This window comes from Pseudomonas sp. Pmew2, from assembly GCF_058129885.1.
In genome coordinates this window covers 3,780,605-3,792,504 of record NZ_CM176702.1, presented here as the reverse complement: position 1 = coordinate 3,792,504, position 11,900 = coordinate 3,780,605, and the positions used below count along the sequence as shown (strand labels likewise).

At 59.1% G+C, this 11,900-nt stretch carries 12 protein-coding genes and 2 pseudogenes; 6 read left to right on the top strand and 8 right to left on the bottom strand.

What is annotated here, in order from left to right:
• The first annotated feature begins 34 nt into the window (after positions 1-34).
• Together AC4ANK_RS17305 and AC4ANK_RS17300 are read left to right on the top strand one after the other, a co-directional pair.
• Positions 35-769 carry a CTP synthase C-terminal region-related (seleno)protein gene (locus AC4ANK_RS17305; protein WP_002554055.1) on the top strand — a complete coding sequence of 245 codons (735 nt, stop codon included), beginning with the start codon at positions 35-37 and terminating at the stop codon, positions 767-769.
• Positions 766-1,092 carry an antibiotic biosynthesis monooxygenase family protein gene (locus tag AC4ANK_RS17300; protein WP_002554054.1) on the top strand — a complete coding sequence of 109 codons (327 nt, stop codon included), beginning with the start codon at positions 766-768 and terminating at the stop codon, positions 1,090-1,092. The genes AC4ANK_RS17305 and AC4ANK_RS17300 overlap by 4 nt, the downstream gene beginning before the upstream one ends.
• A 3-nt stretch (positions 1,093-1,095) precedes the next feature.
• Here AC4ANK_RS17300 and AC4ANK_RS17295 read toward each other — a convergent pair whose 3' ends face one another.
• From AC4ANK_RS17295 to AC4ANK_RS17285, 3 genes are all read right to left on the bottom strand, one after another.
• The gene (locus AC4ANK_RS17295; protein WP_002554053.1) at positions 1,096-2,514 is read right to left on the bottom strand and encodes a short-chain fatty acid transporter; all 1,419 of its coding nucleotides are present in this window, start codon (positions 2,512-2,514) and stop codon (positions 1,096-1,098) included.
• 282 nt (positions 2,515-2,796) lie between these two features.
• The gene (locus tag AC4ANK_RS17290) at positions 2,797-3,453 is read right to left on the bottom strand and encodes a CoA transferase subunit B (protein ID WP_002554052.1); all 657 of its coding nucleotides are present in this window, start codon (positions 3,451-3,453) and stop codon (positions 2,797-2,799) included.
• Between the two features lie 41 nt (positions 3,454-3,494).
• Positions 3,495-4,196 (bottom strand): CoA transferase subunit A, encoded by a 702-nt coding sequence (locus tag AC4ANK_RS17285; RefSeq protein WP_031594889.1) that lies wholly within the window; start codon positions 4,194-4,196, stop codon positions 3,495-3,497.
• Positions 4,197-4,325: 129 nt separating this feature from the next.
• On the opposite strand from AC4ANK_RS17285, the gene AC4ANK_RS17280 reads away from it, so the two are divergent.
• The 3 genes from AC4ANK_RS17280 to AC4ANK_RS17270 all read left to right on the top strand — a co-directional run bounded on the left by AC4ANK_RS17280 (position 4,326) and on the right by AC4ANK_RS17270 (position 6,319).
• A complete protein-coding gene (locus tag AC4ANK_RS17280; protein WP_002554050.1) occupies positions 4,326-5,216 on the top strand; it encodes a LysR family transcriptional regulator in 891 nt (296 codons plus the stop codon).
• A gap of 89 nt (positions 5,217-5,305) precedes the next feature.
• Entirely contained in the window at positions 5,306-5,587 is a 282-nt protein-coding gene (locus tag AC4ANK_RS17275; RefSeq protein WP_002554048.1) for a hypothetical protein, read from the top strand.
• Positions 5,588-5,710: 123 nt separating this feature from the next.
• Positions 5,711-6,319 (top strand): LysE family translocator, encoded by a 609-nt coding sequence (locus AC4ANK_RS17270; RefSeq protein ID WP_004661013.1) that lies wholly within the window; start codon positions 5,711-5,713, stop codon positions 6,317-6,319.
• A gap of 7 nt (positions 6,320-6,326) precedes the next feature.
• On the opposite strand, the gene ssuE is transcribed toward AC4ANK_RS17270, so the two are convergent.
• From ssuE to AC4ANK_RS17250, 4 genes and pseudogenes are all read right to left on the bottom strand, one after another.
• The gene (gene ssuE, locus AC4ANK_RS17265) at positions 6,327-6,908 is read right to left on the bottom strand and encodes an NADPH-dependent FMN reductase (RefSeq protein WP_002554046.1); all 582 of its coding nucleotides are present in this window, start codon (positions 6,906-6,908) and stop codon (positions 6,327-6,329) included.
• Positions 6,909-7,157: 249 nt separating this feature from the next.
• Positions 7,158-8,246: a polysaccharide biosynthesis/export family protein gene (locus AC4ANK_RS17260; protein ID WP_002554045.1), complete on the bottom strand. Its 1,089-nt coding sequence runs from the start codon at positions 8,244-8,246 to the stop codon at positions 7,158-7,160.
• An 81-nt stretch (positions 8,247-8,327) separates the two neighbouring features.
• The gene (locus AC4ANK_RS17255; protein ID WP_031594891.1) at positions 8,328-9,737 is read right to left on the bottom strand and encodes an undecaprenyl-phosphate glucose phosphotransferase; all 1,410 of its coding nucleotides are present in this window, start codon (positions 9,735-9,737) and stop codon (positions 8,328-8,330) included.
• 13 nt (positions 9,738-9,750) lie between these two features.
• Positions 9,751-10,233, bottom strand: a pseudogene (locus tag AC4ANK_RS17250) (glycosyltransferase); the annotation flags it as partial.
• Positions 10,234-10,323: 90 nt separating this feature from the next.
• On the opposite strand from AC4ANK_RS17250, the gene AC4ANK_RS17245 reads away from it, so the two are divergent.
• Positions 10,324-11,073 carry an IS5 family transposase gene (locus AC4ANK_RS17245; RefSeq protein ID WP_460382697.1) on the top strand — a complete coding sequence of 250 codons (750 nt, stop codon included), beginning with the start codon at positions 10,324-10,326 and terminating at the stop codon, positions 11,071-11,073.
• Between the two features lie 10 nt (positions 11,074-11,083).
• On the opposite strand, the pseudogene AC4ANK_RS17240 reads toward AC4ANK_RS17245, so the two are convergent.
• Positions 11,084-11,839: pseudogene (locus tag AC4ANK_RS17240) on the bottom strand (glycosyltransferase); the annotation flags it as partial.
• Positions 11,840-11,900 lie beyond the last annotated feature (61 nt).

Sequence of the window (11,900 nt, the reverse complement as noted above, 5' to 3'; positions counted from 1 at the left end):
CCCGGGTTATACGAAATCGAACAGGGGGCAGGGCATGGGCACAGTCAATAACGTACGCAACACTTTGCAGATCGGGCTGGTGGGCGATTTCAACGCCGATGTGCCAGCCCATCAGGCCATTCCCCTGGCGTTGGAGATGGCGGCTGAGACCGTTCACGTGCCGGTCAGCTTCGAATGGCTACCGACGCCACAGATCGGCAGCGTTGCACGGCTTGGCGAATTCGACGGTCTGTGGTGTGTACCGGCCAGCCCGTACCTGGACATGCAGGGCGCTTTGACGGCCATTCGTTTCGCACGCGAGCGTCTCGTACCGTTTCTGGGGACGTGCGGCGGCTTTCAGCACGCACTGGTGGAGTACGCCCGCAATCAACTGGGCTGGACAGACGCCGAGCACGGCGAAACTGCGCCGCAGGCGGCAAACTTCATCATCGAACCATTGAGCTGCTCGCTGGTTGAATCCGTGGCGGCGATTCACCTGCAACCCGACACTTTGATTGCCCAAGCCTACGGCACGCTGAATATCGAGGAGCGTTATCACTGCCGCTACGGTCTGCGTCGTGAGCTTGAGCCAGCGCTGTTCGGCGATGCATTGAAAGTCAGCGGCCGCGGCCCTGAAGGCGAAGTGCGCAGTATCGAATTGCAGGGCCACCCGTTCTTCGTCGCCACGCTGTTCCAGCCGGAGCGGGCTGCGTTGCAGGGCAAGGTATCTCCTGTGGTTGCTGCGTTCGTCCGCGCGTGCAGCCAGGCCGCGCAGAGGAATCGATCATGATGGCAGCGCGCTTTCCCACACCCTACTTTGCGGTGGTGTTCACCTCACTGCGTACGTCTGAAGAGGGTCAGGCGTACGCAGACGCGGCGCAGCGGATGGTAGAACTGGCCAGGCAGCAGCCCGGCTTTCTGGGCGTGGAATCGGCTCGCGGCGAACACGGACTGGGCATCACCGTGTCCTACTGGAGCGACGAAACCGCGATTCTGGCCTGGAAACAGCAGGCCGATCACGCCCAGGTCCGCGAACAGGGACGCGCGCGCTGGTATCAGGCGTTCACCACGCGAATCTGCAAGGTCGAGCGTGACTACTCGTTCAATGGCTGACGATCAGGGCATTACCGGTGGCGTATAGACCAGCGTAGTGCCCAATGCCCAGAGCAGAAACAGCACCAGCGGCGTATGGACCAGCAACTGCACGAACGAGAAACCGATCAGGTCACGTGCCTTGAGGCCCAGTACGCCCAGCAGCGGCAGCATGTAGAACGGATTGATCAGGTTGGGCAGCGCTTCGGCTGCATTGTAGATCTGCACCGCCCAACCGAGGTGATACTGCAGGTCGTTGGCGACTTGCATCACGTAAGGCGCTTCAATGATCCACTTGCCGCCGCCCGACGGAATGAAAAAGCCCAGAATGGCCGAATAGACGCCCATTAGAATGGCGTAGGTGTCGTGGGAGGCAATGCTGGTAAAGAATGTCGAGATGTAGTGCGCCAGGGTCTGCGCATCAGCGCCTTTGACTGTGGTCAGTAACGCAGCGATCGAGCCGTAAAGCGGGAATTGAATCAATACGCCGGTGGTGGTGGGCACGGCCCGCGCTACGGCATCCAGAAAGCTGCGTGGTCGCCAGTGCAGCAACGCTCCGAGCATGATGAACAGAAAATTGTAGGTGTTGAGCCCGGAAATTGCGGTGATCGCCGGTTTGCTCGAAAACTCGCTGAACAGCCAGCCGACCCCCAGCAGCACCATCAGGATGATCAACAGCGGGCTGTATTCCAGCCATTCGCCCGGCCGTGTGCGAGGTGCCAGTGGCGGCAGGCTGAATGCCGGGTCGACACCGCAGGCTTTGGCGTCACGGGCGCTGTTCGGGCCAGGGGCGGTGGCATAGGCCACGATCAGCGATATGACTACCAGCGCGGCGAGCATGACCCCGGATTGCCAGAGAAAGATGGTTTCAGTGAAAGGGATCACGCCGGTTATCGCCAGGATCGACGGCGGCAGACTGGCCGGGTTGGCCTGCAACTGTGCCGCCGAAGACGACAGCCCCAGCGCCCAGACTGCGTCCAGCCCCAGATACGCGGCAGCACCGGCTGCGCGATAATCCATGCGCAGGTCGGTACGGCGGGCGAGGGCGCACACCAGCAGGCCGCCGAACACCAGTGACAGCCCCCAGTTGAGCAGCGAAGCCAGCATGGAAATCAGCGCCACCCATGCCACTGCCGAACGACCGTTACGCGGCACCAGGGCCAAGCGGTCGATCAGGCGCACCGCGGGCGGCGAACTGGCCACGACGTAACCGCCGATGACCACGAAGGCCATTTGCATGGTGAACGGAATCAGACTCCAGAACCCGTCACCGAACGCTTTGGCGGCCTCAGCCGGGCGTGCGCCAATGGCCAGTGTTGCCAGTGTGACGATGACCACCGCCAGCGCGGCAAATACCCATGAATCGGGAAACCAGCGTTCAGCCCATGCGGCGCAGCGCAAGGCGAATCGGGCAGAGCGGCTTTCTTCTATGTTGGCGGCCATCGGGGGCACCTCTTTTTGTAATTATTATCGGGGAGTTACTTGAACAGCCGACTATTGCGGACGCAGAGCGTCCAGAACGACAAATCCTGTGAGAGCGCAGAGGCCAGTACAGTCCCTGGATATCGAGTGTTTGAACCAATGTCTTCGTGAGCAAGCTCACTCCCACAACTGTCCGGAATCTGTGGGAGCGGACTTGTCCGCGAACTGCCGGGAACCGGCAGCAAAACGAAATCATAGAATCTCCCACAGAGATGTATCCATCCTGCTCGAAGATGCCCGCGTTCAGAAACTCATCTCGATCACATCATCCGGCACAATCAGCCTGCCCGCGGTTTTTGCCACGATTTCTTCCACGCTGACCCCCGGCGCACGTTCGCGGAGGATGAAGGCACCGTTGTCGATTTCCAGATACGCCAGGTCAGTCAGAACCTTGCGGATGCAGGCCGCGCCGGTCAGTGGCAGGCTGCAGCGGGGCAGCAGTTTGGATTCGCCATCCTTCGAGGCATGGGTCATGGTCACGATGATGTTGTCGGCACCTGCCACCAGGTCCATCGCTCCGCCCATGCCTTTGACCAGCTTGCCGGGGATCATCCACGACGCGATATTGCCCTCGACATCCACCTCGAAAGCGCCGAGCACAGTCAGGTCTACATGACCGCCGCGGATCATGGCGAAGGATTCGGCCGACGAGAAAATCGACGCGCCGATACGCGCCGTAACCGTCTGTTTGCCAGCATTGATCATGTCAGCGTCTATGGTGTCTTCGGTCGGAAATGCGCCCATGCCCAGCAGACCGTTTTCCGACTGCAACATGACGTCGATGTCGTCCGGTACATAGTTGGCCACCAAGGTCGGAATGCCAATGCCCAGGTTTACGTAATAACCGTCCTTGAGTTCACGGGCGACGCGTTGAGCCATTTGTTCGCGAGAAAGTGCCATGGTCTGAAATCTCTTTGTTGTTGTATGGCCGAGCTGCTCTGTCAGGATTTTCTGACGGTGCGCTGTTCAATGCGCTTTTCGAAGGTGCCCTGAATCACCCGGTCGACGTAAATGCCAGGCGTGTGGATCTGAGTAGGCAAGAGTACGCCGGGCTCGACGATTTCCTCGACCTCGACCACCGTGACTCGTCCAGCAGTGGCTACTACCGGGTTGAAGTTCTGCGCGGTGTGACGATAGATAACGTTACCGAAGTGGTCGGCTTTCCAGCCCTTGACCAAGGCGAAGTCGCCGGTGATGGCCTCTTCCAGGATCACATTGCGGCCATTGAACTGCCGGGTTTCCTTGCCTTCAGCCACTGGCGTGCCATAACCGGTCGCGGTGTAGAACGCAGGGATGCCCGCGCCGCCTGCGCGCAGTTTTTCTGCCAGGGTGCCTTGCGGGGTGAGTTCGACTTCCAGCTCGCCGCTGAGCAACTGCTTTTCGAACAAGGCGTTTTCGCCCACGTAGGACGAAATCATTTTCCGGATCTGCCGGTCCTCAAGCAGGATGCCCAGGCCGAAGCCGTCAACGCCACAGTTGTTGGAAACGACGGTAAGGCCCTTGATGCCCATACGCTTGATCTGCGCGATGAGGTTTTCCGGAATGCCGCACAGACCGAAACCACCGCAGAGTACCGTCATGTTGCCGGTCAGCCCGGCAAGGGCTTCTTCGTAGGTCGTTACTCGTTTATCGAGTCCAGCCATGTTGATCCGCCTTTTATAGTTGTTGACCGACAGTCGCACTGTCGGAGGATCGGGTGACTTGCATCTTCTCTCGGGTCGACTGATTTGTTAATTTTGTTTTACTGATCAATTGATAAGAAAAACAAATATATGAACGTCAAGCAGCTTCGGGCTTTTCTGGCAGTTGCGCAGTACCTGAGCTTCGCCCAGGCCGGGGAACGACTGAACATCTCGCAACCGGCGTTGAGCCTGACCGTCAAGAGCCTTGAGGAGGACCTTGGCGGGCAATTGCTGACACGCACTACACGTAACGTCGGCCTGACACCCGAGGGCGAAACCCTGTTGCCGCTGGCGCGCCAGTTGCTGGCTGACTGGGACAACACCGAAGAGCTGTTGCGACAGAGGTTTACCTTGCAAACGGGCCGGGTTTCGGTCGCCGCCATGCCGTCGTTTGCCGGCAATCGATTACCGGCAGCGCTGAAGGTGTTTCGCGGGCGCTACCCACGGGTCAATGTCGCGGTGCATGACGTGATCAATGAACAGGTGCTGGAGATGGTGCGTCACCGCCGTGTCGAGCTGGGCATCGGCTTTGAGCCCGAGTCGAACAACGCGTTGTCGTTCACTCCGTTCTACAGGGATCGTTTCGTAGCCGTGGTCTCGAAGGATTCGCCGCTGGCCGGGCTTGGCGAAGTGTCCTGGGCCGAGCTGTTGGGCGAAGACTTCATTGCCCTGCAAAGGCCTTCGGCTGTGCGTTTGCTACTGGAGCAGGCCATCGAGCCGATGCACGGCAAACTGGCAGTGGCGTTTGAAAGCCATCAGCTGTCCACCATCGGGCGCATGGTTGCCAATGGCTTGGGTGTCAGCGCGGTGCCGTCGCTGTGCATCGGGCAGATGCAGGAACTGGGTGCTTGCTGCATCGCGCTGGTAGGACCGCGTATCGAGCGTCGTATCGGCCTGATGATGCTGGCCGATCACAAGCTTTCCGCTGCGGCTCAGGCGTTGCGCGAGGTATTGATCGAGGATGCTCGCAACAGTCGATAGCGACTATCACGGCGGATGATTTTTGCTGCGTCGGGGGCGGGCGTAACCTTGCGTCATTCCTGAAATGAAGCCTGCCCCGGAGGCCCCAGATGAACCGTATACTTGCCCTTGCGCTTGTCCTCACATTCACCGTTGCATTGCTCTCCGGCTGCTCCACCCACCATGCTGTCGAGCAGCGTCCCTTCAGCGCCGAAGAAAGCCATCAACTGGCGCTTGAAGACCTTAACCGGCGCGGCCTGTCGTTTGATGAATACCAGGCACGCAAGGCGCAATTGATGGCTGATCCGCAGGCACAGCAGGCGCGCGAATTCGATGATAAAGGCGAAGCAAGCGTTGACCTGAATGTGACTGGCCAGCAGCCACAAGGTTAACAGTCCGCTTTAAAAGAGTTTTTTATCAAACTGTACGGTAATAATTACCGGTCAACTGTCCGTGTGTTTCTTGCAGCGCCTTCTATAGGGTAAGTGCCTGACCCACTGATCCGGACAAGCTGTATGGTGCTCTCTTTCGATTTGCTTCTTGCCTTCACACTCTTCGCGTTCGTCACCTCTATTACCCCCGGCCCGAATAACATGATGCTGCTGGCCTCGGGCGTCAATTTCGGTTTCAGCCGTACGTTGCCGCACATGCTGGGTATCAGCATCGGTTTTTTTGTCCTGGTGCTGGCCGTCGGTTTCGGGCTGGGTAGCGTGTTCAAGGCATGGCCGCTTCTCTACACCATCCTGCGCTATGTCGGCGCCGCTTATCTGTTGTACCTGGCGTGGAAAATCGCCACGTCAGGTCCTGCCTCCGATAACGTCGACAGTCAGGGCAAGCCGCTGAGTTTCATGAGTGCAGCGCTGTTTCAATGGGTCAACCCCAAGGCCTGGATCATGGCGATTGGTGCCATTAGCACCTACACGCCGATGCAGGGCTATTTCTACAATGTGGTGGTGATCTCGGCGGTGTTTGCGCTGATCAACCTGCCCAGTGTCGGCATCTGGGCAGGCTTTGGCAGTTTGTTGCGCAATGTTCTGCGTGACCCGCTGGGGTTGCGCATCTTCAACGGCGTGATGGCCGTGCTGTTGGTGGCCTCGTTGTATCCGCTGTTTGTCGAGCATTGATGCCGGGCTATAAAGCCAGTTGCAAATGCCCGCCGGCCTGCTTGTGACGTGCCTGCAAGCGACGTTGCAGGCCGTGATGGAAATGCTCCAGCCCCTCATGCAGGCGCTCGGTGAGGATTTCGTCCAGGGTGCCGCCTTCTTCGTTGTCGTCGTAGCTGATCTGGGTATCGATGGCGAAGATGCCGTGCAGCACTTCCTGCGATTTGAGCGCCGACAGTACCGGTTTGAGGGCGTAATCCACGGCCAGCATGTGCGCGATACTGCCGCCGGTGGCCAGCGGCAGGACTACTTTGCCATGCAGTGCGCGCTCGGGGAGCAAATCGAGCAGGGTTTTCAGTGCGCCTGAAAATGACGCCTTGTAGACCGGCGTACCAATCAGCAGGCCATCTGCTTGCCTAACCGCTTCGATAAATTCCAGCACTTGCGGGCTGTCGAAGCGGGCGAAAAGCAGGTCCTCGGCATTGAAGTCGCGTATGCGCAGCGTGGTGACTTCCACCCCGTGGCTTTGCAACCAGCGGCTGGCATGGGCCAGCACTACGCCGGAACGGGATTTTGGGGAGGGGCTGCCGGAAAGTGAAACAACGAGCATATGGGATTTCCTTGCGATAAGCGTGTGTCTGTAAAGCAGCTTGTGTGCCAGCCTTCGCAAGGTCCGGTGATGGCCCGCAGGCATTGGGCTTGCGCGCTTTTCATACCGATGGTGCGGCGTTGCCATGCTGACGAAAAGCCAGCCAACTGTTGAACGACTGTTGCTCAGGCAACAGTTTCGCGTTGTTCGGCGGGCCAAAAAAATTCCCGCAAAACTGCTTGCAGGAAGATTTTCAAAGCGACGTCAGAGTCAGTTGCGGAACGCTGCTCCGGTCTGCACCACACTGGCCGAACCGAGCAACTGGCTGATGAATCGGCTCCAGCGGGTGATATCGGCTGGGCCGACAAATACCACATCCTGCGCCTTGAGCTCGAACTGCCCCGCCAGCAGGTAGGCGGTGGGCTTCCTGGCATTGAGGTGGTAAACGGTGGAGGTCGCTTCGGCAAAGTTTTCCGCACCGCGTATCACATACACCGCATCGCCATCTGCGCTGTCCGGGCTGAGGCCGCCGGAGTTGCCCAGCGCCTCCAGCAACGTCAGGCGGGTGGTGCCGAAGGAGATCACTTGCGGGTTACGTACTTCGCCCAGCACGTAGATCTTGTTTCGCGAATTGCTGTTCAAGTGGAGGTAATCGCCATCCTTCAGGAAGATTCTGCTCAGTTGCGAGTCTTTGCGGTTCAGCGAGTCGATGTCGATCAAGTAATCGCGGCCATCGCGGCGCAGGGTCAGACCGGCGAGGTTGGCATCGGTCAGGTCGACGCCCGCGACGCTCACGGCCTGCACCAGGCTCAACGGAATGTTGGTAATGGGTTGCGGGCCGGGCACTTTGAAGGAACCGGACAGGAGTATTCGCTGACTGTTGTAGCGCAGCACTTTGACGTCGACCTTGACCTCGGTGTATTGCGGCGCCAGCCCCATGCGCAACTGCTCGCGCACTTCGCTCACCGTTCTGCCGCTCGCGCGGATTCGTCCGACGTAGGGGAAGTAGAGCGTGCCATCGTTCAGCACTTCCCGGGTGTTGGCATCCAGCTGGTCTTGCGAGCCTGGCGCGGTCAGTTCCGGGTGTTCGAACACGGTGACCAGCAAGGTATCGCCAGCGCCAATCACGTATTCCGGAGTCTTGTAGTCAAGCAGCGCCTGCGGCAGTGCCTTGGCATCTGCGGTGGCGCGTTGTTGCTGTTGCTGAAGACTTTTCGGTGTGACCTCGACCAGTTGCGCCCGGGGTTCGTCTGGTTTAACGGTGGTAACGTCGTCCGGGGTCATGTGCTGCCCCGGGGCGAATGCGCAGCCTTGCAGCGCCAGGCTGGTGAGCAGTAAAGCAACTAACCTTGGATTCATTGGGTTTTTCCTTTCATGGCATTGCTCCTTTCTTTCGGCGTACCGACGAATTTCGGCGCGTTCGTTCACTCAGGGGAAGCGTCAGAATGCGTTCTTGTTGACGAAGCCTTTGAACAGCGTCAGCAGAATGATTTTGAGGTCGAGCCAGATCGACCAGTGCTCGATGTATTCCAGGTCGAATTCCACGCGCATGCGCATCTTGTCGAGTGTGTCGGTTTCACCGCGCCAGCCATTGATCTGCGCCCAGCCGGTGATGCCGGGTTTGACCTTGTGGCGCAACATGTAGCCGCTGACCTGTTTGCGGTACTGCTCGTTATGGGCGATGGCGTGAGGGCGCGGGCCGACGATGGACATGTCGCCGTGCAGCACATTGAAGAACTGCGGCAGTTCATCCAGCGAAGTGCGCCGCAAAAATGCCCCCAGCGGCGTTACCCGTGCGTCATTGCGCGTTGCCTGAAGCACCACATCGGCGTTTTCCTGAACGTTCATGCTGCGAAATTTCCAGACCATGATCGAACGGCCGTCCAGTCCGTAGCGGCGCTGGCGAAACAGCACCGGGCCCGCAGAGGTGAGCTTGATGGCCGCAGCGATGGCCAGCAACGGCAGGGCGATCAGCAGCAGAATCAGACTGGACAGGACGATGTCTTCGGCGCGCTTGACCAGGCTCCAGGCACCGTCCATGGGCGAATCGAAAATGCTGATGCTGGCCAGGCCATTGATGCTTTCACTGCGGGCATGCAGCAGGTCGAACATGAACACGTCGGGAATCAGGTACACCGAGGCGGTGGTGTCGCTCAAGCCGGTAATCAGCTCGCGCAATTGCGGCTCGGCGCTGAACGCGAGGGTGATGTACACCTTGTCTATCCGGCTTGCGCGGGCATCTTCGATCAACTGGTCCAGATCACCCAGCACTGGCAGACGGCGTTTTTCGGCCAGCAGATTCATCTGCTGCGGATGCGAGTCGTAGAACCCCAGCAGGTTCAGCCCCATCCACGGCGCAAGGGAGATGGAACGCGCCAGTCGCTCACCGACCTGGCCGGTCCCGACAATTGCCACCCTGCGCGTATTGAAGCCGTGCCGACGCAGCCTGTGCAGGGCCAGGCGGATCAGCAGTCGATAGCCGCACAGCACCGCAAGCGCCAGGGCGAACCAGCTCATCTGGCCGTTATCGGGCAATTGCGTCTGGTTGAGCAGCAGGCTGTTCAGTGACAGCAGGGTGATGAAGGTCATCGCCCAGTAACTGAAAACCTTGGTCAATTCGCGCAGGATGCGCTCGCCACGCCATGAACCATATAGCTGGTGATATTCGCTGACCCAGTGAAATACCAGTACCGCGAGAATGATGTGCGACCAGGCCTCGATGCTGTCGCTGACCTGCAGCCCGGTTTGCCAGTAACCGATCAACACGATGATAATCAGGTCCAGCAGACGATGGGCGAGCGACAGCGCTGACTGATGGGCATGCAGAATGCCGCGGACGGAAGTGCGCATTGGAGGGGCTCGCTCAGACGGTTTTTATGGGGACGACACGGCCTGGCAGTTCGCTGCCCGGGACCGGCGCTGGTTGAGCGACGCGGTGCGGGTGGGGCAGGCGAGCCAGATGCACAAGATGCGAGGTGGCCAGACGGTTCTCGACGAAGGCTTTGATCTCCTGCTCGAAACGCGCCACCGAAAACCGTTCGGCGTTGGCCCGGCAGGCCTGCGGCGAGATGCGTGATTGCGCAGCTTCAAACTCGCCGATGGCGGCGCTCAGCGCTGCCACGGTTTGCTGCCGGTAGAGCACGCCGGTCGGTTGCGGTTGATCCAGGCCGTGCACGGTCTCCATGATGCCGCCCTTGCCGAACGCGATTACCGGCGTGCCGCAGGCTTGGGCTTCAACCGGGCTGATGCCGAAATCCTCCTCGGCGGCGAAGACGAACGCCTTGGCGCTGCGCATATGTTCCAGCAGTACCGCGCCAGGCTGGAAACCCAGCAGCGTTACGTTAGGGTCTGTTCCCGTTTCGACGTAACCCATTGATCTCTATGAGAACAGGCCCGTATTGTTGGAGTTCTCACACAACACCAATACGAGCCTGCAATGCCCCGATTAATGCTCAGTGATGAGCACTGGCCGAAGCTTCGAGAAATTTTGCTGCACGAATCGATCTACAACAAGCGAGATTTGCGCACCACGGTTGAAGGCATGCTGTACCGCATGCGTGTGGGTTGCCCTTGGCGAGACCTGCCGAAAGCGTTTGGAAACTGGAGCAAGGTCTACAAGCGGTTCAATGCCTGGTCTGCTTCAGGCAAGTGGGTCAAGGTGCTTGAGGTGCTGATGACCGATCCTGACATGGAGTGGGTTTTCATTGATGGCAGTTATGTAAAGGCTCATCAGCACAGTGCAGGTGCTGCCAGCACGCAGGACCAGGCCATCGGAAAAAGCCGAGCCGGTAACACCAGCAAGATTCACCTGGCTGTAGACGCTTGTGGGCTGCCCATTGCATTTGACGTGACCGGAGGCCAGACCAATGATTGTTCGCAGGCGGCCTCGTTGATTGCCAAGATGCCCAATGCAGAAGTGATCATTGCGGACAAGGGCTACGACACTGAAGCGATACGCGCTCAGGTCGAGCAGCAAGGCAGCAAAGTGGTGATTCCACGAAAGCGCAATTCTCTGAAAGGGAACGCAGATCTGGACAAAGGGTTATATCGCAATCGACATCTCGTAGAAAACGCCTTTGCCCGGTTGAAGCATTTCCGGGCGGCGGCTTCTCGGTTCGACAAACTCAAGAGAAACTATGAAAGCGTCATAGCAATGGCCTGCGCTTTTCTGTGGCTGCCAATGTGAAACGGGAACAGACCCTAGGCGCCTGCCTGGCAATGGCCTGCGCCTTGGCCAGGTCCGGTCCGTCACCGATCATGATCAGGCGTTTGTCCGGCATGGCGGCGAAGGCTTCGACGATCATTGGCATGCGCTTGTAGGGCACCATCCGCGAGGCACACAGGTAGAAGTCCCCACGCGCGCCTTGGGGGGTGAAACCGAGCGTGTCCACTGGCGGATAGATGACGGTGGAGTCACGTCGATACGCCTTCGAGATGCGTGCGCCGATAAAGCCCGAATTGGCAATGAATGCGTCCACACCGGTCGACGTACGTTGGTCCCACAGGCGCATGTAATGCAGGACCAGGCGCGCCAGACTGCCCTTGATTCCCTTGCCCAGCCCTGATTCCTGCAAGTATTGGTGCTGCAAGTCCCAGGCGTAGCGAATTGGCGAATGCACATAGCTGATGTGCAGTTGGTCCGGGCCGCAAAGCACGCCCTTGGCCACTGCGTGGCTGCTGCTGATGATCAGGTCGTAGCCGGAGAGGTCCAGTTGCTCGATGGCCAGCGGCATCAGCGGCAGGTAGCGTGAATAATGTTTGCGCGCGCCGGGAAGTTTCTGGATGAACGTTGTTCTGGCTACCTTGCCGCGTAGCTGCGCGCGGTCCTGATCGCTGAGAAAGTCGATGACTGCAAACAGATCCGCATCGGGCCAGATGTTTATCAGGGAAGCAAGCACGCGCTCGGCACCGGCGTAACTCACCAGCCAGTCGTGGACAATAGCAATTCTCATGGGCGTTCCTTGCTGTAATGGCCCGCGCTACTGCGGATGCGACAGGGCGCATGCTGGCGTT